Source organism: Pseudomonas sp. OV226 (assembly GCF_003148705.1).
Classification (GTDB): Bacteria; Pseudomonadota; Gammaproteobacteria; order Pseudomonadales; family Pseudomonadaceae; genus Aquipseudomonas.
This window is the reverse complement of sequence record NZ_QGGS01000007.1, coordinates 18,369-38,313: the sequence shown is the minus strand read 5'-3', so window position 1 is coordinate 38,313 and position 19,945 is coordinate 18,369. Positions and strand designations below refer to the sequence as shown.

The window sequence follows — 19,945 nt, the reverse complement described above, 5'->3', positions numbered from 1 at the left end:
TCCTTAAGTGAATAAGTGATCAGGCCTGCGGTTGATCGGGGGCATCGCTCGGTGCTTCGCTGTCACCTGCGGGGGGAGCGGTTTCCGGGCGCGCAGACTTGATCTCTTGCAGGCCTTCGGTGTTGGCGATGACGTCGCGCAACAGCTTGTCCAGGTCATCGTTGCCGTCGAGTTTGGTCAGCAGGTCACGCAAACGCTGACGGGCTTCGAACAGACGCCGCAACGGGGTCACTTGCTCGACCACCTTGACCGGGTCGAAGTCGTCGATGTGTTTGAAGTTGAGTTCGATGTTGAGCTTGCTCTCGTCACCGCTGAGCGTGTTGGTGACCTGCAAGGTGGCGCGCGGGGCAATAGAGGCGAGCACTTCGTTGAAGTTGTCGCGGTCGATCTCGGTGAAGCGCCGTTCGTTCAACTTGGGAAGTGGCTCGAGTGGTTTGCCGGAAAGGTCGGCCAGAATTCCGACGACCAACGGCAATTCTTTTTTCTCGATGGCGTTGCCGATTTCGACGTCGTAGGTGATTTGCACCCTTGGCGGGCGGACCCTGTCGAGCTTGTGCTGAGTACTTTCTGCCATGTTGGCTGACTCCGATGCATGAGCGGGCGCAATGCATCGGGAGGCCCGTTCATCGCTTTCCCTTGCTGGACCGTAGGTTAGAAAGGGTGGCAGATGGACCTGTCGTTCCTTTGACAAACCTTCCACATTCGGCATAGGGGGGCCGAACTACCCAAGACGCTAGAACAGGTCTATAAAAAAGCAAGCGAAAAACAATCTTGGACCGCCTCGAGAAAAGGACAATTCACTTTGTTTGCACGTTTTTTTGCTTTCGCCCTGTTCCTGACCCTATCCGGGTGCTCGTTTTTCGGGCCTCGGGTGGACCTCGACAACCTGACCCTGGACGTCGCGCCCAAGGCCAACGACGACACTCCGATCGCTGTGGATTTCATCGCCGTGAACGACCCGGACTTGCTCAAGCAGTTGTCCGGCATCACGGCGCGGCAGTGGTTTGCCGAGCGTGATCAATATCAACGCGACTATCGGCAGTTGATAACGGTGTGGGGGCTGGAGCTGGTCCCCGGCCAGTTCATCGACAAACAACCCTTCCCGCTGGGGGGCAAGCGGGCGACTGGACTTTTGGTCTTCGCCAGCTATAACACTCCCGGAGCACACCGATTACGGCTCGATGATCAGAGCGATGCCTGGCTCAAGTTCGACAGCCGCGAGATGACGCTGGTCAACAACACTGCGCAGTGAACCCATTGTCAGTGCGCCGTTTTGCGCGGTGATGTAGACGTCGAAGGGAGTCGTATGAGCCTGTTACCTGACGCGGTTTGTTGGCACGAAGGCATGCAGTTGCTGCCCCAGCATTTCCAGTTGCAAGGGTTGCGCGCCGAAGCGTTGGTGGCGCACTTTGCCCAGGCCTGCAATCCGTGGTTCTGGGGGGTGAGCCGGGTGGAATTCGACCCCGGTGCACTGAGTGCCGGGTTGGTGCGCCTGGTCAGTCTGCAAGCGACGATGCCGGACGGCCTGCCGGTCAATGTGCAGGTGGGTGTCGGGCCGACACTGGAGCTCGATATAAGCGAAGCGGTCAACGCCTCGCAGAACGCCACGGTGACGGTGTATCTCGCCGTCAGCCCATTGTGGCGTGCCGGGCAGTTGTTGCCGCTCAAAGGGCGACTGCAATCGGTGGTCGGCGATGCGTTGCCGGATTTGACCAGCGGCGAGTACCCCGAGTCGATCACGGTGTGGCGGCCGAACCCGCGTTTGTGCACGCAGTTGAACAAGGCCGATTCCGTTTGCTTGCCTCTGCTGAAAATTCGCAAGGAGGGCGGTGGTTTTCTGTCCTTGCCCTACACGCCGCCCACGCCATGCCTGTCGCCGGAATCGGTGTTGGGTCGCCGGGTCGCCGGGCTGTGCGCCAGGACGCGAGAGAAATGCATGTTCCTCGCCGGCCGTTTGCGCCAGGCGCAACAGGCCGGAAATCAGGACGATGCGATGGAAATTCGTCGCCAGTTGACGGCGCTTTGGGCGCGTCTGCCGGAGGTCGAAGGAACGTTGAACAGCCGACTGGCATCGCCACAGGCGTTATACGGGGTGTTGCTCGGGCTGGCGGGAGCCTGGTCGGCCCTGGACCCGCTGGCGGGCGTGCCGCCCTTTGCCCCGCTGGACTTTCTGGAGCTGCAACAAGGCTATGAGCCGGTCCTCGACTGGCTCGACAGAACCCTGGAACTGATTCGCGCCGGCTATCGCAGTGTGCCGTTTGAACGCAGCGAACAGAGCTTCTCGATTCAACTGCCCGACGATCAGCCGAGCCAGCGTCTGGTCATCGGTTTGCGCATGCCCAACGGTGCCAGCGAGCAGGCGGCCAGCGAATGGCTGAGTGGGGCGATCATTGCCTCGGCGCCGCATATTACGTTGTTGAGCCGGCAACGCATGAGCGGTTTGCCCCACCAGGCCATGAGCCGCAACGAGCAAGTGGCCTACAGCGTCGGCGAGGACACGCGATTGTTTGTGGTGACGGCCGATGGCCAATGGTTCGACGGGCAATTGCCGTTACTGATTGCCGCGCCGGCCTCAAAACCGGCGAGCAGTCCATGGCAAGTGGTGTTGTTTGTGGCCCAGGCGAGTGAAGGTGCTTGATCCAGGAAGGGGCGTCGAATGTCTGAGGGAAATGCCGGGACGGGCACACGGAGCCTTCGTGAGGCGCCACTGAGCAGCGCCTTTCGCGAGGCCTGGTTGCAATGGTCCCAGGAATGGAATCAGTTGCCCAAGGACAGCGACGATGACGCGCTGGTGGAAGCGGTGGTCGATCTGTCGACGCAAATCTCCCAGCGGCTGTGGCGAACGGCATACGCCCGGGTCGGTGATGCGGCGACCGACCAGGTCAAGGCGCTGGTCTATGCCTTTGTCGCGTTGATCGACGAAACGCTGTTGTTTACACCCTGGCCGGGCCAGTCCGTGTGGCAGGAGAAGCCGCTGGAATCGCGGATGTACGCCAGCCGTCAGGCCGGTGAAAAATTGCCGCTGGCGATCAAGGCTCTGCTGGACGAACAGATTCCCGCTACCCGCGATCTGGCCAATGTCTATTTGCAGTGCCTGGTGTTGGGATTTGAGGGGCGCATGCGTGGTGAGCTGGGGCAATCGCGGCATGAAAAACTGCGTCTGGCGTTGTTTACCTTTGCCTGGCAGCACGAACCTGATTATGCCGATGTCAGCGCCCGGCTTCAGCAACCCTCTGCGGTGCCACCGGTGCAGTTGCCGGTACGTCAATCGTTACCGGATGGTTTTCGGCTTGGCGTGGGGATTCTCGCCATGGTCCTGATACTGACAGGGCTGGGGCAGTTTTTCTGGCGTGACATCCGCCAGGAGCTTGATCCGGTGTTGCAGATGACCGACTCGGTCAGCACCTCGGAGCAAGACTCATGAGCGCGTTGGGGTGGGTGAGTCTGATCATTGGGTTGCTGTTGCTGCTGATTATCATCGGGGCCGTGGTCTGGTGGTTGCGCACCCAGAGCGGGGCGGCGGTCCGCAGTTTTTATACCTCGGTCCGCCATATGGAGCAGGAGCAGGGCGCTCAGGACCGGTATCAGATCCCGTGGTTACTGATGCTCGGCGACGAAACCCAGGGCACTCAATTGTGCAGCCAGTGGCGTCTGCAACCAACCGACAAACCCGCCTGGTTCGGGCGCTGGTGGTCGGACCCCGAAGGTGCGGTGTTGGTGGTGCCACAGGCGCTGTTTTTGCCGGAAGAAGGCATGAACCTGCAACGAGGCGGCTGGTGGCGTTTGCTGGGATTGATCTTGCGCTTGCGCAGCAAACGACCACTGGACGGGGTGATCTGGACGGTCCCGGTCAGTCGATTGGGCAATGTCGAGTTGGCCGCGAGCCTCGGTCTGGCGGCCCGTCGGCGCTTCATCGACGTGCTGCAACGATTCGGCCTGAGCTTGCCGGTGTATGTCGTGATCACCGGTATGGAAGAGCTGCCCGGGTTTCAGGAGCTGATCACGGCACTGCCCGTTGATGCCCGCGAACGCACGCTGGGCTGGTCGACACCGTTTGGCCCCGAGTCAGCCTGGCAGGCGCAATGGAGCGATCAGGCGCTGGATCAGGTTAACCGTGCCTTGGCGGAATCGATCATCGAAATCGGCACATTGTCGGGCCATTTGAAGGGCGAGCTGTTCGGGTTGCCGGAACGTATCGAGGCGCTGAGGCGCAATCTGCAAACGGTGCTGGAGCCGGTGTTCCAAGGCAATGCCCAAGGTGAGGCGCCGCGTTTTCGTGGCGTTTATTTCACCGCTAACCAACCGACGCAAGACACGCCGGACGGATTTTCAGCCTACGACACCGGGTTGCAACAAAGTGCATTCGCCCGCCAATTGTGGCAGCGCCGGGTAGTCGCCGAGCGGGGATTGTCGCAAGTGGTACCGCGCCTGTTGCGCTTGCGTCAGCGTTGGCAGCGATTGACGGGGGTGGTGGCGCTGGTGGTCGGTGTGGTGTGGGCCGCGAGCATGCTCTGGGTCTGGCAGGACTCTGTCAAAGATGCGCATGAGCTGTCGCGTCTGTTGCAAGGTGCGCAGAAAAACTACCTGACGGTTACCGACGAGTCGCATCGGCTGGAGTCGACACGACGCAACGTCCAGGGATTCTGGCGGGTGTTGGAAAAGGCCCCGCGCTGGACCTTTACTTCCGTAGCGTTTCCCACGTCCTGGTTTTCTTCACTGGATGTGCAGCTGGAAAACCAACTGCGCCTGACCGCCCAGAGCCACTTATTGGAGCCCTTGCACGACTTGCTGAATGCGGAGCTGGTGAAACTCAAGGGCATCCGCAACACCGAGCGCCGTGGCAACGTCGAAAGTGAGGACCCGGCCCAATGGCAAAACTACGTCAAAGCCAAAGACCTGGTGGAGCGCGCGGTGCGCCTTGAGCAGCAGAATCAATGGTTCAATCAGGCGCTGAACAACCCCAAGGCCCCACTCGAAGACCTGGCGTTGCTGAGCAACAACGCCTTGTCCCTGAACCTCAATGTCGGCAGCTTGCCCCGTGCCGGTTTTTACAACCGGATGTTGCTCGATGCCAATGCTGGCGACTTGAAACCGCTGGACCTGGCCATGGAGCGGCAAGTCATCGAGGAAAATTTTTCCGGGCTGATGGAGCGTTGGCTTGACCAGTATTTTCTCGCTGACAATTTTGTCCGCCAGGCCGGTTACCTCAAGTTGCATCTGGAACGGTTGGAGGCAGGCAGCGGCAACTCCCTGACGGAGCTTGAGGATTTGCGCGCATTGATCGATGACCTGCAAGCGCTGGTCGGCCTGACCAACTCCGCCTGGAGCCGCGGTAAGGGGCAGGACCTGGTGCCGGGTTATCGCGAGATGATGGATAAAGTGCGCCAGAGCAGCTTGCTCGGCCCGCAGGTTGAACAACAGCTGGATCAGCAAGCGTCCAAGTTGCAGCAAAGCTTTCGTGACCAATGGATCGCGCAGGCAGGGGCCAGAGGCAACTTGCTGGTCCAGCAAGGCAGTGGGCAGCTGGCGTTGCAAGTGCATGTCAGCCAGTTGAACAACGCGGTGCAGGCGCTGTTCAAACGCGATTTCGTGGCCATCGCCTTGCGCGCAGACAAGACCGCCGATGCCATTGAGGGGCAAAGCGTTGATGGCGATGACCTCAGCACGGCGCTGAACTATTTTGCCAGCTACAAGAGTTATGCCGCCGAAGAGCTGCCGCGTATCCCGCCGGCGTATCGCGATGCATTGGTTCAGGCGGCAGAAGCGGCGGCAGCCAAGGCCATGTGGTTGAGTCTCAAGGATCAAAACGACCGCCCCCGTGGCGACGGTGTTTTCAATGTGCTTGCACCGCAAGCAGTGGCCCTGCAAAAAGCCTTCGCCGAAGTGCACCGCAATGATTTGGCGATGCGAGTGCAAAACGCATTAAACCGCCGCGCTATCGCTCAGGTTGTCGACGGTCTTGCGGAGATCACCGCGCAGCCATTGTTCGGCGGGCGCAGTGAAATCAGTCAGTGGGATGGCTCGAAAAACCTCGGCTTGCAATTGTACGGCGCCAGCGATGTGCAGGATTTGAAGCTGAGCCTCAAGCAGCAATTCAACACCATGCTCGGGATTACCGAGCGGCGCACCTCAGCACTGGAATGGTTGAAGACTCAGCAACAGAATCTCTCGGCGCTGGACTACGAGCGCGTTACCCAATTCAGTGCGCTCAACGAAGAGCTGCTCAAGTACAAGGACCAGAATCCTGCCAGCTCGCCGGCCCAGATCGAGCAGCTGGTGAGCCGCGATTTCATCGAAATGGACGCCACGTCCTGCGGTCAGATTTTGCAAACTGCCAACCTGTCCGGTGGGCGTGGGACCTTGGCATTACGTGCGCTGGACCTGCAACAAAGCGCCATGCAACGCTGTCAGCTCCTGCAGCAACAGCAAGCGGCAGCGGCATGGAACGACCTGGCCAATTATTTCAATCAGTACCTGGCCGAGCGCTTCCCGTTTGCCAATGGCGTGCAAGCCACCGACGCCGACCCGGCCCGGGTCCAGCATTTTCTCGAGTTGATCGACAAGCGTCTGCCCGTGGCTCAAGCCGGATTGCAGCTCAGCCAGACGCCGGAACGGGTGGCCGCCGAAGATTTTCTCAACCGTCTGAAGCAGGCCAGTACATGGTTAAACCCGCTGTTTGTGCGAGACAAGAGCGGCATCATTGGCGTTGAAATGGACGTGCGCTGGCGAACCGATCGCGAGGAGGAACGGGGCGCCGATCAAGTGATTGCCTGGGGTTTGAATGCCGGCAATCAACAGATCAATTACCCGGGCGAAACCCAGCCGAACCTGCGCTGGATGGTCGGGCAACCGGTCCGGCTGACCTTGCGCTGGGCCAGAAACGGCTCGCAACGTCCGGCCAACGATCCCTTGCAGCCCAATCTGATGGTGCGTGACTTTGAGGCCGATTGGGAATATGGCGGCCCGTGGTCATTGCTGCGCTTGATCCGTGCGCACCAGTCCGTGCAGCGCCAGCCCAATATGGATTTCACCGATTTTCCACTGGCTTTGCGCCTGCCGGTGACCGCGCAGACCAGCACGGCGCAACAGACGCTGATGTTTATGCGCCTGTCATTAATGAGCCAGGGTGCGAAGCTGCCGTTGTCTATTCCACCGCTGCCCACCCGGGCCCCGCGTTCTCCATTCATGCAAACCAGGTCGACCGCGTCCGCGACGGTCATGACTGAGGAGGAGGGGTTTTGAATCAGATTTCACCACCGTTGCCGGAACTGATTGTCCGACTGCTCGAACCCATTAGCGAGCAAGCACCTTGCGGCGAGGACTTGCGCTACGAGCGCGAGTTCGACCAGGCGCGTGAACTGCGTCGCGAGGACGACACCAGTCTGCCTACGGGCGTCTGGCAGTCGTCGATCAAGCGGGCGCAGTGGCCGGAACTGGAAAAACTGACGTCCACGTTGCTGTTGGAGCGCAGCAAGGACTTGATGCTGTGTGCCTGGCTCGGTGAGGCCTGGTTACATCAGGAGGGTCTGGACGGATTGCCGGGCAGCCTCGCGCTGGTCGCCGGTTTATGTGAGCGCTATCCCGAGCACCTTCATCCTCTGGCCGAAGACGGTGATCAGTCGTGGCGGGTGATTCCGCTTGAATGGCTGGCGCGACGCTACAGTGAGGTGTTGCTGACGCGCACGCCGTTGCTCGAACCGCGAAGTGGTGAATTCGACGGTTACTGCCTGGATGCCTGGCGGCGATTGCAGTTGCAACAGGTACTGGCCAATGACAGCAAGGCGGCCAAAACATCAGCGGAAACAGCACGCAGCGAACAGAAAAAACTCACTGGACTGATTCGTGCCACGCCGCTGTCCCACTGGTTGCGCCGTGAGGACAGTCTGTTGTCGAGCTTGCGACATCTGCAACGGCTCGACACATGGTGCAATGCCTATCTGGGAAACCAGGCGCCGGGCTTCAAAGTCTTGCAAGACGTGATCGAGGCGTTGTTGACACTGGTTCAGGAGTTCATTGCCATGCAGCCACGCCCGTTAACCGATGCGCCGCTGGAGGTACAGCCCGTGGCGGCGTCCGGACATGACGACGCGCCGCAAGCGGCACCGGTGCCCCAGGTGTTTCGTGAACCGTTGAGTCGCGACGAGGCCTACCGTCAGTTGCTGTTGATTGCCGAGTACCTGGCACGTACCGAACCCCACAGTCCCGTCCCTTATTTGATCCGGCGCGGTGTGGAGTGGGGCAACAAGCCATTGAGCGAGTTGCTGGGCGAGTTGATCTCGGCGGATGCCGAGTCTCGTCGCCTCTGGACGCTGTTGGGCGTCCTTTAGTCAGCGACTCAGCAGGTGGCGACAGGCAGAGGCAGGGCAATTGGTGTCAGTACCGGCTGGTTGCTGAAGAAAGCCACCAGATTTTTCCCGACCAGTTCAACGGTGCCCTGGGTGGCCTCCGGTGAAAGCCCGGCCACGTGCGGGGTCAGGATCACGTTGGTCAACGATTTGAGCGTATGGGGCACGTGCGGCTCTGCGTCGAACACGTCCAGGGCGGCGCCGGCAATGCGTCGTTGCTCAAGCGCGCTGACCAGGTCGGTGGTGACAATCACGCTGGCGCGGGCGATGTTGACGAGGAACCCGTTGGGTCCCAAGGCGTCGAGGACGGATTTGTTGACCAGGTGTTTGGTGCCCAGTCCTCCAGGTGCCGCGATAACCAGAAAGTCCGAGTTGCGCGCCAGTTCAGTAGGGGTGGAGCAAAAGGTGTACGGCACATCGCTGCGATGCTGGCGGTTGTGGTAACTCACCGTCATGTCGAAGCCATTGGCAGCGCGTTTGGCGATGGCCATGCCGACGGCGCCAAGGCCGAGAATGCCCAGGCGCTTGCCGGCCAGGGAGGGGCGCATGATCTTCGGCCACTCACCACGGCGCACGGCTGCATCGCAACGGGGAATGTCGCGCACCAGTGCCAGCAGCATCGCCATGGCGTGGTCAGCGACAGATGACGCATTGACGCCGGCACCATTAGTGACCGTGATGCCACGGTCGGCGGCGGCTTGCAAATCGACGTGTTCATAACCGGCGCCGATGACGCAGATGATCTTGAGGTTGGGCAGGGCGCTGATTTCATCGGCGTACAGGCCCAATGGCCCACGGGTCAGCACCGCATCGATCTGACCTCCATGCCGGCCAATGGCAGCAGCGCGCTCGGCTGGAGTCGGGGCAAGAATCAGATGAAAACCCTGATTTTCGAGAATCGGCAAGTAATCATTGATGGTTTCAACCAGTACCAGAACGGTTGCGGGCATGCTGCGCTCCTTTGGGCATCGGAATGTCGGGGTTCGAATGTCGCTTCAGATTGCTGATTCCCCGACAGTTTAGCAATGGCCGAGGATCGCCATGGGGTTGTTCAGTTTGATGCACGCTTTGCAGTCAGAAACGTGCTGGCGGCGTCGAGAATTTCATCCGACACCGTATCGCCCCGACTGGCGCGAGCGAGGGTCAGGGCGCCGAGCATCAGCGAATACTCCACCAGCGCCTGTTGCCGATCGGCTTGGGCATCGCCTGAATCCAACAGTGTGCCGTAGGCGTTCAACAACCGGTTGAGCCCCTCCATGAAGGTCTGACGCAAACCACTGTCGGCCGCTTCGTGGCACATGTCCCCGGCGAAGGCGGCCACCGGGCAACTGTCACCCGGATTGTCGCGGCTGTCCTGCGACAGGTAAGGCTCGATCAGCGCACGGCGTGCGGCGTCCTTGTCGTCTTTGTGATCGCTGATTCGCTCCCGCCAGCGCTCCGCCGATTGTTCAAACGCTCGGCCACTGGCCTCCTGCGCCAGCGCTTCCTTGGACTCGAAATGCCCGTAGAAGCCGCCGTGGGTGAGGCCTGCCGCCCCCATGACATCGACGACACTGATGCCATGCAGTCCTCGTTCGCGAAACAGCCGCGTGGCTGCCTCGACGATGATTTCGCGGTTGAGGTCGGCTTGCTTGCGGGAAACTCGGGGCATCAGTGGCTCACAGGTATAAAAGGTTTAATCAAAGGGCGTACTGGGCAATCCCGTTACCGAACGACCAGTTCTCTTTTTTCACTTCCACCAGATTAATGAAAACATCTTCCAGGCGCACGGCCAGTTCGCGATTCAGACTCTCGGCGATGGTTTTGTAGAGCAGTTTTTTCTTCTCGTCCGAACGGCCTTCGCTCAGCGTGATCTGGATGATGATCAGATTGTCGGTGCGTTGGATGCCCAGGTATTGGGGGTCGAAGATGAAATGGTGTTCATCGTGCTCCGCCAGAATCTGGAAATTATCGTTCTCCGGTACGGCAATGGCGCTGTGCATGGCAGCGTAAATCAGTTGTCCAACACGTTTGGCGAATGTGGGGTCTTGGTGCTTTTTGATGTCGACGCGAACCAGTGGCATGGGGTGTCTCCAGATAGACAGCCGGTCAATTGAAAATACATGACAGGTGTCCTTTATCAAGGGAAAGCTGCTATTTGGCGATGAAACACCCATGTAGCTTTCAGGAAGTAACACAGAGTGTCTTTAAGCACGGAAGTTAAACAGGTGAGCGCTTCTAAATAATCGAGGAAAATTCCGACAATTTTTGGAGGGTGAAATGGCCTCCCGCGTCCACGGATTCGGATGCTTTCAGTTGCCTGTTTCAGATTAAGGCCACAGTGGCCGACGGATATTGCCGCAGATTAATAGGGCGCCCGGAAACTATGGTCCTCCCGTTGCATGTCTCGCCGCTTGCGTGGGCCGTCAGATCAGAAGCTTCAAGTAACCCTTGGGCGAACACCCTGTCCGCTCCTTGAAACACCGATAAAAAGTCGACAATGAGTTAAACCCCGCAGCACTGGCAATCTCGTCGATCCGCGCCGCATGACGTTGCTCGTTCAACCGGCCCAACGCCTCCTCAAGCCGCAACTCATTGAGAAATGTATAAAATGTCTGACCTCGAACCTGATTCAGAAAAAACGAAATCTGGTTACGTGTATAACCCGTCGACGCTGCGACAAGCGACAGATCAAGTCGCGGATCGAGATAAGGCTTCGATCGCTCGAAGTACTGCTGCAGGTCATTGGCCAGCGCGCCGACCTGACGAGCCGATAACCCCAACCGGCTGACGGCGTCAGCGCTGTACGCCGGGCGAATGACCATTGGCGCCTGGGTGACCAGCACCGCGTGCTCGTTGACTTTGACAATCAACCCGTCCTTCACCGTCAGTGCTTCAACCGTACTGAATGAAACCAGGCCATCGCTGCCATTGAGCGTCACCCGGTACTGCAGGAACGCGGTGTTGCCATCGATGCGCAGGCGATCGGTGTAGGTCTGCAACTCTTCTGATCCTGACGGCATGCTTGCGCCGAGGTAGTCGCGCAGCTGTGCATAGTCGATGGTGCGGTTCTGGAAAAAATCGTGGTATTCGACGTCGGGGTGATACAGCGCCATCACACCGTCCAGATCGCATCGCTTCCAGGCCTGGTGATAACGCACAGTCACTTCATGAGTTTGCACACTCGACGGGTCCGCAAGGAAGGTGGGGGTGGTGGGTAAATCAGGTACTTCCACGACGGACTCCATGGCGAAGATCAGGACGAAGCCAAGAGTATTCCAGAAACCCCGGTTTTCCTCCCGTGTCCGCTGCGAGGTTTGCGCCTGTGAAAGCGTCGGCCATTGCTTTAGCGTCGGCCCATGAATTTTCTGGAGCAGGCGTGCATGACATTACCGATTGAAAACCGCTCTCTGGCTGAAGCCCGGCCTTACCCTGTCTGGCAGGAAACCCGGACGGATGCACCCGCCGCGCCAAGACAGACCGGCGAGTTATCGTGTGATATTGCCATTGTGGGCGGCGGGTTTGTCGGGTTATGGACTGCATTGATTGCCCGTCAGCGCTGGCCCGACGCGACGATCGTGGTGCTGGAAGCCGGGCAGTGTGGCGGTGAAGCCAGTGGTCGTAATGGCGGGTTCTGCGCGCCGAGCATCTCCCATGGCGTATCCAATGCACTGAAACGCTGGCCCAGGGAAGCAGAGCAACTGGTTCGGCTGGGTCGGGAAAACCTTGTGGCATTCGAGGAGGATTTGCAGTGTTATGGCATGGACGCAAGCTTCGAGCGTTCGGGAAAGTTGAACGTGGCGAGTCAGCCTTGGCAGGTCGATGGGCTGAAATCGATGCAGCGCAACTATGCGCGTTTTGGTATCGCCTGCGAGTATCTGGAAGGCAGTGAACTCAAGTCGTATCTCGATTCTCCGGTCTATGTCGCAGGGGTTTTCGAACCCAATTATGCGTTGCTGAACCCGGTGAAAATGGTCGCGGAACTGCGCCGCGTGTGCCTCGCACACGGGGTGCAGTTGTTCGAGCATTCGCCGGTGTCGACCTTGCGCGAGGACGGTCTTCATCAAGTACTGGAAACCGGTCTGGGGACCATCAAGGCAGCGAAGGTCGCACTGGGCACCAACATCGCGCCACCGTTGCTGGGCTCGCTGAAGTCCAAGGTCATCCCTATTTATGACTATGCCCTGGCAACCCGGCCCCTCGACGATGCTCAATTGCGCGCCATCGGTTGGGTCGGGCGCTACGGTATTGCCGACAGCGGCAATCAGTTTCATTACCTGCGAAAGACCGAGGACAACCGGATTCTCTGGGGCGGTTACGACGCCATCTATCACTTTGGCAGCCGACGTGATGAGGCATTGACGCAGCGTCCCGAGAGCTTCGCGACACTGGCGCAACAATTTCAATCGGCGTTCCCGGCATTGGCGGATGTCACGTTCAGTCATGCCTGGGGCGGCATCATCGACACCTCGGCGCGCACCACTATGTTCTGCGGCACCTCGCCAAACGGGCGCATTGCCTATGCCCAGGGCTTCACTGGACAGGGCGTGTCGGCCAGCCGTTTCGCAGCCTTGACCCTGCTCGACCTGCTGGAAGGCAAAGCCACTGAACGCACAAAACTGGCGATGACCTCGACCGCGCCGTTTCCGTTTCCCCCCGAACCCTTGCGTTACGTGGGCGTGTCGCTGGCGCAGCGCTCGCTGGCCCGCGAAGACCTGACTGGGCACCGCGACTGGCTGCTCAAAGGGTTTGACGCGCTGGGCATCGGTTTCGATTCTTGATCTGGAGTGACAATGACCATGAGTAAACCCGAACACGTCATCGACTTTGCCAACCCCGATTTGCCCGTCGTCGAGCTGGAAACCAGTGATCCCGCGCTGGTCGACGTGCCCTTTCGCAGCCGGAGCTGGCGGCATTTCGTGGACCCGCAAAAAAAGGCCACCGGTGGCATCTGGGAGGCGCCCGAACATCTGGAGCGTTGTGAGTGTGATTACGACGAGCTCTGCCATTTGCTCGAGGGGCATGTGCGTTTGACCGACAGCCACGGCATCAGCCAGGAGTTCAAGGCCGGCGCCACATTTGTCGTCGCCGCAGGGTTCAAGGGAACGTGGGAAAACCTGACACCGGTGCGCAAGGTGTTCATGATTCTCAGGGATTAAGCCTCCGTCCACCCGCGCAATCATTTCCGGTTCCCGCATCAGCCAGTCTGCAAGCGGTGGGTCAGGCGTTGGGCAGCGCCAAGATTGCCCGTGCGGCGATGTCAGTACCGCGAGTCGCCTGCATGTTTTTGCTGAAGGCTTCGAGGCGTTGCTTCATCGATTGATCGCTCAGCAACTGTTCGAGGGCCGCCGGTAATGCCGACAACGGATCGGCGAACCGTGGCAGGTAGCGGCCGACGCCGACTTCCTCGGCACGTGCGGCGTTGTCGTGGCCGTCCCAGCAGTAAGGAATAATCAAAGACGGCAAGCCGAAGTACAGCGCCTCGCAGAAACTGTTGTTGCCGCCGTGGTGGATGAACAGCTGACATTCCTTGAGCACGGCCGGTTGCGGAAACCAGCTGTCCAGGTACACGTTGTCGGGCACGGTGGTGTACGTGTCCCGATAGGCACCGACGTTGATCAGGAAGCGATAGGGCAGGTGTTCGATAGTGCCAATCAGGCGCTTGATCATGCCGGTGTCGGCAGCCCCGAGGCTACCGAAGCTGATGTAGATCAGCGGTGCGTCGTTGTGCCGCGGAAAGCCTGGAACGATGTAAGGCGCCTCGCGCCGCACACAGCCGTCGAGGTAGACATAGCGCTGCGAGTCCAGCGGCAACAGGCGTTCATAACGCACCGGCGTCGGCGACAGCAGCAGGTTGAGCCATGGCGAATCGACAAGAAACTGGCCAGGCGGGCAAGGCGCTGTGCCGTTGCTCGCGAGAAATTGCAAAAAGCGTTCATGGGCCGGCGCGACAACTTTCTGGTAATGCTCGGTAAACCGCTCACGGCCGTCCCTGTCGCTGGCCAGGCAGCCCGACAGATACGGCGGTACGGCGGCATCCGGCAGCTCGGTTTCGGCGCAGGACACCATGCGCACCCAAGGGCAGCCGGCGTTGGCGATGGCGGGGAACATGACCACGTTGTCGAGGACGATGACGTCCGGCTTCAGTCGACCGAGCAACTGTTGCAGCGGTTTTTCCGCTTCGATGGCGGTGTCGATGATCGCTTCCCAGGCCGGCGCCACATAGCTGTCGATCTGTGCCAGTGGCGTCTGGTCGAAGTAAGGAATGTTGCGCTCTATGAACCGTTCCCAGTAATGCTGATGTTCCGCCGCCGACAGTGGGCTGGCTTGCGGGATCGGGTACTCGTCGAAGCCGTACTCGGCGAAGAGTCCCTGAAAGTGTTCGTGGCAGATGAAGACCGGTTTTGCTCCCTGCTCACGCAGCGATTGGGCGATCCCAATGCAGTTCAAGGCCGCGCCGAAACTGGCTTCCGGAAACATGGCGATAAGTTTTTGTGTGTGCATGGCGGAGGTATTCCATGGCGGGTAACGCCCGCCGATCCTGAAGATGTCTGGATGCTGTCTTATTTTATAAAAAAAATCATCCTATTTTTTGAAACTCAACGGCGCCCGAATGACTGGCCCTGCGGGATGCCGCGATTAGCCGTTTGCGGGCGCTGCGCGGCGCTCAGGCGCAGGTGCAGGCGCAGCACGTCGGCCGCGATCTCCAGTTGTCCGCGTTCGATGTGCGCAATGATTTGCAGGTGTTCGCGCAGGGCTTCTTGCAGGCGATGCACGCTGACGGTCGGCAGCAGATTCGGCAGGCGCCGCAGGCTCTGATGCTGGAGCAGGGCATCGCCGATAAAGCGGTTGCCGCAACTCTGGGCGATCAGTTCATGAAAGCTGATGTCCAGCTCGCGAAACTGTTGGATATCGAAGTGCTCAACCGGGCTCGCGAGCAACAACTGCATGGCGCTGCGCAAAAGGGACAGACGTTGCGGGTCGGCGTTGAAGTTGGGGTTGAGCAGCGCTTCCGGCTCCAGGATCAGGCGGAACTTGAGGCTTTCTTCGAGTGCGGCGAGGTTGTTCAGCGAAGGGCGAAACAGCCAGGACTGGCCGGGGCCGCGCTCGATGGCCTGGCTTTCACTGAGTTGCGCCAGTGCTTTTTGCGCCGCCGGCCGGCCGATGTCGTAGCGGCGCATCAGTTCGCTGATGCTGATGCTGTCCCCAAGGCGGCCGGCCATGCGGTCGCGCAGGACCGAGGTTGCCAGTTCCTCTTCCTCGGCTTGCGGCAATGCGGCGTTGAAGTGCTGGCCGGTCGGCAGTGCGGCCAGTCGGTAGCCTTTGCCGGCTTCATGGCTCAGCAGGTTTTCTTCCAGCAGCACTTTCAGTGCGCCACGAATCAGTGTGCGCGACACCTGAAAAGTACGGGCCAGTGCTTGTTCTGCCACCGGGGCGCCGGCCACCAGGCCGGTTTCCTGGGTGTGTTCCAGGATGCGCCGGGCGAGTTCGAGGTGATTGGTGCGAGGTTTTTTCTCGGGTGTTGTGCTCAAGCTTCTTATCTCTTTTGGTCGCTTCGACTCAGGTGCTCATCTTATGCCATGCACCACAAAAACGTCAGGCGCGAAAAAACCGTTGACATAAAACCATGCTGGTCCTAATTTCTAAAAAAAAACACCAATACTGTTTCTCTTTTTGCCGTACTGCCTTCGAACACAAAAATAAACAATCGTCGGGTGAGTATTATGAGAAAGCTGAAAGGCCTTATGTGTCTGGGATTAAGTGTTTCCCTGGCGATCGCATCACAGGCTGCAAGTGCAAAAGATATGGTGATTTCCATCTGGGACGGTTACATGGCCCCGGATGCGCTGGACAAGTTCAAAGCGGCCAGTGGCGTTGACATCGACAAGGCTTTGCACGCGACCAACGAAGAAATCATGGGCAAGCTGATGGCGTCTGGCGGTGAAGGCTATGACGTTGTGTTTGTCTCCTCACCGTTCGCCGAAGTCCTGCACAAGCAGGGTCTGCTGGCGGATATCGATCCGGTCAAGGTTCCCAACCTCAAGAACCTCTATCCCGAAGCCACCCAGCTGGAATATGACCCGGGCAACCATTTCTCGGTGCCGTATACCTGGGGCACGACCGGTATCTGCTATCGCTCCGACAAAGTGACGCCGGCGCCCACCAGCTGGAATGAGCTGCTCAACCCAAGCGATGCGCTCAAAGGCAAAGTGACGATGCTTGCCACTGACCGCTGGATGCTCGGCGCCGCTTTCCTGGCCAAGGGCTGGTCGGTCAACGACAACGACGCAAGCCACGTCGCCGCCGTCCGCGACCAGTTGATCGCTACCAAGAAACGCATCCTCGCCTTCGACGACACCACCTTCTACTCGAAACTCGCTTCCGGCGAATCGCTGATGGCCCACGCCTGGGATGGCTGGTGCAACTACGGGACCCAGGCCAACGCGGCGATCAAATTCGTCGTGCCCAAAGAAGGTTCCGATCTGTGGGTGGACACCATGGTCGTGCTGAAAAGCTCGAAGCATCAGGAGGAGGCGTTCAAATTCCTCAACTTCATGCTCGCCAAGGAAAACCACGTATGGGTTGCGGAAAACATCCTCTACAAAATCCCCAACCAGGCCGCAATGGCCGGTTTGTCCGCTGACCTGCTCAAGCAATATCCCAACTTGACCATCGCCCCGAGCGAGTTGTTGAAGATGGAGCAATTGCGCGATCTGGGCGGCACCACCCAGAAAGCCTACACCCGGGCCGTCACCGAAATCATGGCGGCGCAGAACTAAGCCTCAACAACCGTAAGCCGCATCAAACCGAGGCATGCCTGCATGCCTCGCCACGCTCGCAAGCCGCCTCTGTTCCGGGGCGGGAGGATATGGGTAATGAGTGCTTTGCATGCTGACAGGCGTTTGTCGGCCTGGCTTCTTGCGCCCGGCTTTGGCTGGCTGCTGATATTTCTGGTGGTGCCGTGCATTCTGGTGCTGGTCTACAGCTTCGTCGAACGCGGTGCCTACGGCGGCATCGACTGGCTGTTCACCTGGGAAAACTACCAACGCGCATTCGATCCGTTGTACCTCGGGATCCTGCTCAAGTCAGCCAAAATCGCCGGCCTGGCGACACTGTTTGCGGTGCTGATCGGCTATCCGGCGGCCTACGCGATTGCCCGCGCTCCGCGGCGCCATCAAGCGGTGTTTCTGTTTCTGGTAATGCTGCCGTTCTGGAGCAACTACCTGATCCGCACCTATGCGTGGATCGTCCTGCTCAATCGCGAAGGCCTGATCAACCGCATGCTGCAGTTGTTCGGCTATAGCGGTGAACCGATCAGCCTGCTGTACACCGAAGCGTCGGTGGTGCTGGGGCTGGTCTACAACTACATCCCGTTTGTGATCCTGGCGATTTTCTCCTCGTTGTCGCGCATCAATAACGAACTCTGGGACGCCTCGAAAGACCTTGGTGCTTCGGGCTGGATGACCTTTCGCCGGATCATCCTGCCGTTGAGCGTGCCCGGTGTGGCGGCTGGCGCGGTGTTTGTATTCGTCCTGAGCATCGGCAACTTCATCACCGCCGACCTGTTGGGCGGCAAGCAAGTGCAGATGGTCGGCAACCTGATCTACTCGCAATTCCTCACGGCGCGGGACTGGCCGTTCGGCGCTGCGCTAAGTTTCTTCCTGATCGCGATCATGCTGATTCTGTTGTTCGTGCAGGCGCTGGTTGCTCGTCGCGCAGAAGGAGATCGCGCATGAGCCAGTCTCGTTCCGTAAGCGGCACCGTACTCAGTACGCACCTGGGGTTGGTGTATGCCTTCCTTTATGTACCGATCCTGGTATTGATTCTGCTGTCGTTCAACAAGTCCGGATTACCGACGGCCTGGGGCGGCGTATCGCTGAAGTGGTATGTGGCGCTGGCGCATAACTCGGCGATTTTGTCGGCGGCGCTCAACACCCTGATCGTGGCCCTCTCGGCGACCTTCATTGCCTGTGTGCTAGGGACATTCCTCGCGCTCGGCATCGAACTGCGCCGCAAGGGCAACGACAAGGGGCAAGTGGTCGACACGCTGCTGATGGCGCCCATGATCATTCCCGACATCGTCCTGGCCATTGCGCTGCTGAGCTTCTTCAACCTGCTCAAAGTCGGGCTGGGCTTGCACTCGATCATCATCAGCCACGCCGTGTTCAACATCGCCTTCGTCTGCGCGGTCGTGCGCACGCGCCTCAAACACTTCGACTATTCGATCCTCGAAGCTTCGATCGATCTCGGCGCGAGCTGGGCCACCACGTTTCGCCGGGTGTTGTTGCCGGCGATTTTTCCCGGCGTGCTGGCGGGCGGTTTGCTCTCGTTCACCTTGTCGGTGGACGAATTCATCATCGCCTTTTTCAACTCCGGGTCCGGCCAGGCTTCCACCACGTTGCCGATGCAGATCTACGCCATGATCCGTTTTGGCGTCACCCCGGAAATCAATGCTCTGGCGACGTTGGTGATGCTGGTCAGCATTACCGCGCTGCTGGCTTCGCAGCGTCTCAACAAGGCTCCTCGCACCCATGAATAACTCATCTGCGGTACTGATCCTGGACAAGGTCAGCAAGTCTTATGGCAACGGTCTGGCGGTCGACGAGGTGTCACTGAACATCCGCGAGAACGAGTTCTTTGCGTTGCTCGGGCCGTCCGGCTGCGGCAAGACCACCCTGTTGCGCATGCTCGCCGGTTTCGAGACGCCCAGCGCCGGTTGCATTTATCTGGACGGCAAGGACATCTCGCCGCTGCCGGCCAACAAGCGTCCACTGAACCTGATGTTCCAGTCCTATGCGCTGTTTCCCAACATGACGGTGCGCAAGAACATTGCGTACGGCCTGGAGATGGAGCGTTTGCCGGAAGCGGAAATCCGTCGCCGGGTCGATGAAGTGCTGAGCACGGCGCAGCTGGGCGAGTTGGCCGAGCGCAAGCCGGATCAACTTTCCGGTGGTCAACGCCAGCGCGTCGCCCTGGCGCGGGCGCTGGTCAAACGCCCACGGGTGTTGCTGCTCGACGAACCGTTGGGCGCACTGGATAAAAAACTCCGGGAAAAAATGCAGCTTGAACTCAAGCGCTTGCAACTCGAGAGCGGCATCACCTTCATCATCGTTACCCACGACCAGGAAGAAGCCCTGGTGATGTCGGACCGCATGGCCGTACTCGATGGCGGGAAGGTCTGCCAGTGCGGCAGTCCGACTGAACTCTACGAAAACCCCAACAGCCGGTTTGTCGCCAATTTCATTGGCGTCAGCAACCTGTTTGAAGGCGTGCGCTCTGGTGCACACACGGTGCGCGTCAACGGCCAGGAGCTGGCTGTCGAAACCGTTGAACCGTTGATTCCAGGGCAGAAAGTCGCTGTCGTCGTGCGCCCGGAACGTTTGCAGGTGCTGCCTGCGGAGGGGGGCGACTGCGCCAATCAGGTCACCGGAAAAATCGTCGAAATCGCTTATCACGGCCTCGACACCAACGTGCATGTGCTGACGGCGCTCAGCGACAAGGCGCTGATCGTCCGCGTGCCGTCCTCGCAGTTCGAATTTGCTCATTTTGCTATCGGCATGAACATCCGGTTGGGCTGGCAGGCCCGCCATGCCCGCGTATTGACGCGCTGAACAATAAAA

At 59.4% G+C, this 19,945-nt stretch carries 18 protein-coding genes; 11 read left to right on the top strand and 7 right to left on the bottom strand.

The genetic code is table 11. The annotated features are described in order from the left end of the window. Positions 1-19: 19 nt before the first annotated feature. Positions 20-574, bottom strand: coding sequence for a type VI secretion system contractile sheath small subunit (tssB, locus tag C7534_RS14115; protein WP_046031390.1), 555 nt, complete (start codon positions 572-574; stop codon positions 20-22). A gap of 228 nt (positions 575-802) precedes the next feature. Between tssB and C7534_RS14110 the strand changes: the two genes are divergently transcribed. The 5 genes from C7534_RS14110 to tssA are packed head-to-tail and all read left to right on the top strand — an operon-like array spanning position 803 to position 8,327. Then, a complete protein-coding gene (locus C7534_RS14110) occupies positions 803-1,252 on the top strand; it encodes a hypothetical protein (RefSeq protein ID WP_046031389.1) in 450 nt (149 codons plus the stop codon). Positions 1,253-1,306: 54 nt separating this feature from the next. Further along, positions 1,307-2,638: a type VI secretion system baseplate subunit TssK gene (gene tssK, locus C7534_RS14105; RefSeq protein ID WP_046031388.1), complete on the top strand. Its 1,332-nt coding sequence runs from the start codon at positions 1,307-1,309 to the stop codon at positions 2,636-2,638. Between the two features lie 18 nt (positions 2,639-2,656). Further along, positions 2,657-3,424: a DotU family type IV/VI secretion system protein gene (locus C7534_RS14100; protein ID WP_109786122.1), complete on the top strand. Its 768-nt coding sequence runs from the start codon at positions 2,657-2,659 to the stop codon at positions 3,422-3,424. Continuing rightward, positions 3,421-7,242 carry a type VI secretion system protein gene (locus C7534_RS14095; RefSeq protein WP_109786121.1) on the top strand — a complete coding sequence of 1,274 codons (3,822 nt, stop codon included), beginning with the start codon at positions 3,421-3,423 and terminating at the stop codon, positions 7,240-7,242. The genes C7534_RS14100 and C7534_RS14095 overlap by 4 nt, the downstream gene beginning before the upstream one ends. Further along, positions 7,239-8,327 carry a type VI secretion system protein TssA gene (gene tssA, locus C7534_RS14090; protein ID WP_109786120.1) on the top strand — a complete coding sequence of 363 codons (1,089 nt, stop codon included), beginning with the start codon at positions 7,239-7,241 and terminating at the stop codon, positions 8,325-8,327. Before C7534_RS14095 ends, tssA begins: the two co-directional genes overlap by 4 nt. Positions 8,328-8,335: 8 nt before the next feature. On the opposite strand, the gene C7534_RS14085 is transcribed toward tssA, so the two are convergent. From C7534_RS14085 to C7534_RS14070, 4 genes are all read right to left on the bottom strand, one after another. Further along, positions 8,336-9,295 carry a 2-hydroxyacid dehydrogenase gene (locus C7534_RS14085; protein WP_046031384.1) on the bottom strand — a complete coding sequence of 320 codons (960 nt, stop codon included), beginning with the start codon at positions 9,293-9,295 and terminating at the stop codon, positions 8,336-8,338. Positions 9,296-9,396: 101 nt separating this feature from the next. Further along, entirely contained in the window at positions 9,397-9,996 is a 600-nt protein-coding gene (locus tag C7534_RS14080; RefSeq protein WP_046031383.1) for a TetR/AcrR family transcriptional regulator, read from the bottom strand. Between the two features lie 28 nt (positions 9,997-10,024). Then, complete coding sequence (locus tag C7534_RS14075) at positions 10,025-10,408, bottom strand: tautomerase family protein (protein ID WP_046031382.1); 384 nt, start codon at positions 10,406-10,408, stop codon at positions 10,025-10,027. 342 nt (positions 10,409-10,750) lie between these two features. Then, positions 10,751-11,560, bottom strand: a complete 810-nt coding sequence (locus C7534_RS14070) for a nuclear transport factor 2 family protein (RefSeq protein WP_109786253.1) — start codon at positions 11,558-11,560, stop codon at positions 10,751-10,753. Positions 11,561-11,707: 147 nt separating this feature from the next. On the opposite strand from C7534_RS14070, the gene C7534_RS14065 reads away from it, so the two are divergent. Together C7534_RS14065 and C7534_RS14060 are read left to right on the top strand one after the other, a co-directional pair. Continuing rightward, positions 11,708-13,105: an NAD(P)/FAD-dependent oxidoreductase gene (locus C7534_RS14065; RefSeq protein WP_109786119.1), complete on the top strand. Its 1,398-nt coding sequence runs from the start codon at positions 11,708-11,710 to the stop codon at positions 13,103-13,105. 18 nt (positions 13,106-13,123) lie between these two features. Further along, the gene (locus C7534_RS14060; RefSeq protein ID WP_256594769.1) at positions 13,124-13,483 is read left to right on the top strand and encodes a cupin domain-containing protein; all 360 of its coding nucleotides are present in this window, start codon (positions 13,124-13,126) and stop codon (positions 13,481-13,483) included. Positions 13,484-13,544: 61 nt separating this feature from the next. On the opposite strand, the gene C7534_RS14055 is transcribed toward C7534_RS14060, so the two are convergent. Both C7534_RS14055 and C7534_RS14050 read right to left on the bottom strand, forming a co-directional pair. Beyond that, a complete protein-coding gene (locus C7534_RS14055; protein WP_109786117.1) occupies positions 13,545-14,828 on the bottom strand; it encodes a nucleotide disphospho-sugar-binding domain-containing protein in 1,284 nt (427 codons plus the stop codon). A gap of 95 nt (positions 14,829-14,923) precedes the next feature. Next, positions 14,924-15,856, bottom strand: coding sequence for a GntR family transcriptional regulator (locus tag C7534_RS14050; RefSeq protein WP_109786116.1), 933 nt, complete (start codon positions 15,854-15,856; stop codon positions 14,924-14,926). Positions 15,857-16,129: 273 nt separating this feature from the next. Here C7534_RS14050 and C7534_RS14045 point away from each other — a divergent pair, with 273 nt between their 5' ends. From C7534_RS14045 to C7534_RS14030, 4 genes are all read left to right on the top strand, one after another. Further along, entirely contained in the window at positions 16,130-17,104 is a 975-nt protein-coding gene (locus C7534_RS14045) for a polyamine ABC transporter substrate-binding protein (RefSeq protein ID WP_223525239.1), read from the top strand. Positions 17,105-17,200: 96 nt separating this feature from the next. Next, positions 17,201-18,061: an ABC transporter permease gene (locus C7534_RS14040; protein ID WP_109786114.1), complete on the top strand. Its 861-nt coding sequence runs from the start codon at positions 17,201-17,203 to the stop codon at positions 18,059-18,061. Next, entirely contained in the window at positions 18,058-18,864 is an 807-nt protein-coding gene (locus C7534_RS14035; RefSeq protein ID WP_109786113.1) for an ABC transporter permease, read from the top strand. Before C7534_RS14040 ends, C7534_RS14035 begins: the two co-directional genes overlap by 4 nt. Continuing rightward, positions 18,857-19,936, top strand: coding sequence for an ABC transporter ATP-binding protein (locus C7534_RS14030; RefSeq protein WP_109786112.1), 1,080 nt, complete (start codon positions 18,857-18,859; stop codon positions 19,934-19,936). The genes C7534_RS14035 and C7534_RS14030 overlap by 8 nt, the downstream gene beginning before the upstream one ends. Positions 19,937-19,945 lie beyond the last annotated feature (9 nt).

Excerpts from the sequence above, each read along its gene's own strand:
- C7534_RS14055 (WP_109786117.1), bottom strand. The coding sequence starts at position 14,828 with ATGCACACACAAAAACTTATCGCCATGTTTCCGGAAGCCAGTTTCGGC.
- C7534_RS14095 (WP_109786121.1), top strand. The coding sequence starts at position 3,421 with ATGAGCGCGTTGGGGTGGGTGAGTCTGATCATTGGGTTGCTGTTGCTG.
- C7534_RS14100 (WP_109786122.1), top strand. The coding sequence starts at position 2,657 with ATGTCTGAGGGAAATGCCGGGACGGGCACACGGAGCCTTCGTGAGGCG.
- tssB (WP_046031390.1), bottom strand. The coding sequence starts at position 574 with ATGGCAGAAAGTACTCAGCACAAGCTCGACAGGGTCCGCCCGCCAAGG.
- C7534_RS14075 (WP_046031382.1), bottom strand. The coding sequence starts at position 10,408 with ATGCCACTGGTTCGCGTCGACATCAAAAAGCACCAAGACCCCACATTC.
- tssK (WP_046031388.1), top strand. The coding sequence starts at position 1,307 with ATGAGCCTGTTACCTGACGCGGTTTGTTGGCACGAAGGCATGCAGTTG.
- C7534_RS14085 (WP_046031384.1), bottom strand. The coding sequence starts at position 9,295 with ATGCCCGCAACCGTTCTGGTACTGGTTGAAACCATCAATGATTACTTG.
- C7534_RS14060 (WP_256594769.1), top strand. The coding sequence starts at position 13,124 with ATGAGTAAACCCGAACACGTCATCGACTTTGCCAACCCCGATTTGCCC.
- C7534_RS14035 (WP_109786113.1), top strand. The coding sequence starts at position 18,058 with ATGAGCCAGTCTCGTTCCGTAAGCGGCACCGTACTCAGTACGCACCTG.
- C7534_RS14065 (WP_109786119.1), top strand. The coding sequence starts at position 11,708 with ATGACATTACCGATTGAAAACCGCTCTCTGGCTGAAGCCCGGCCTTAC.
- C7534_RS14040 (WP_109786114.1), top strand. The coding sequence starts at position 17,201 with ATGAGTGCTTTGCATGCTGACAGGCGTTTGTCGGCCTGGCTTCTTGCG.
- C7534_RS14080 (WP_046031383.1), bottom strand. The coding sequence starts at position 9,996 with ATGCCCCGAGTTTCCCGCAAGCAAGCCGACCTCAACCGCGAAATCATC.
- C7534_RS14030 (WP_109786112.1), top strand. The coding sequence starts at position 18,857 with ATGAATAACTCATCTGCGGTACTGATCCTGGACAAGGTCAGCAAGTCT.
- C7534_RS14045 (WP_223525239.1), top strand. The coding sequence starts at position 16,130 with ATGGTGATTTCCATCTGGGACGGTTACATGGCCCCGGATGCGCTGGAC.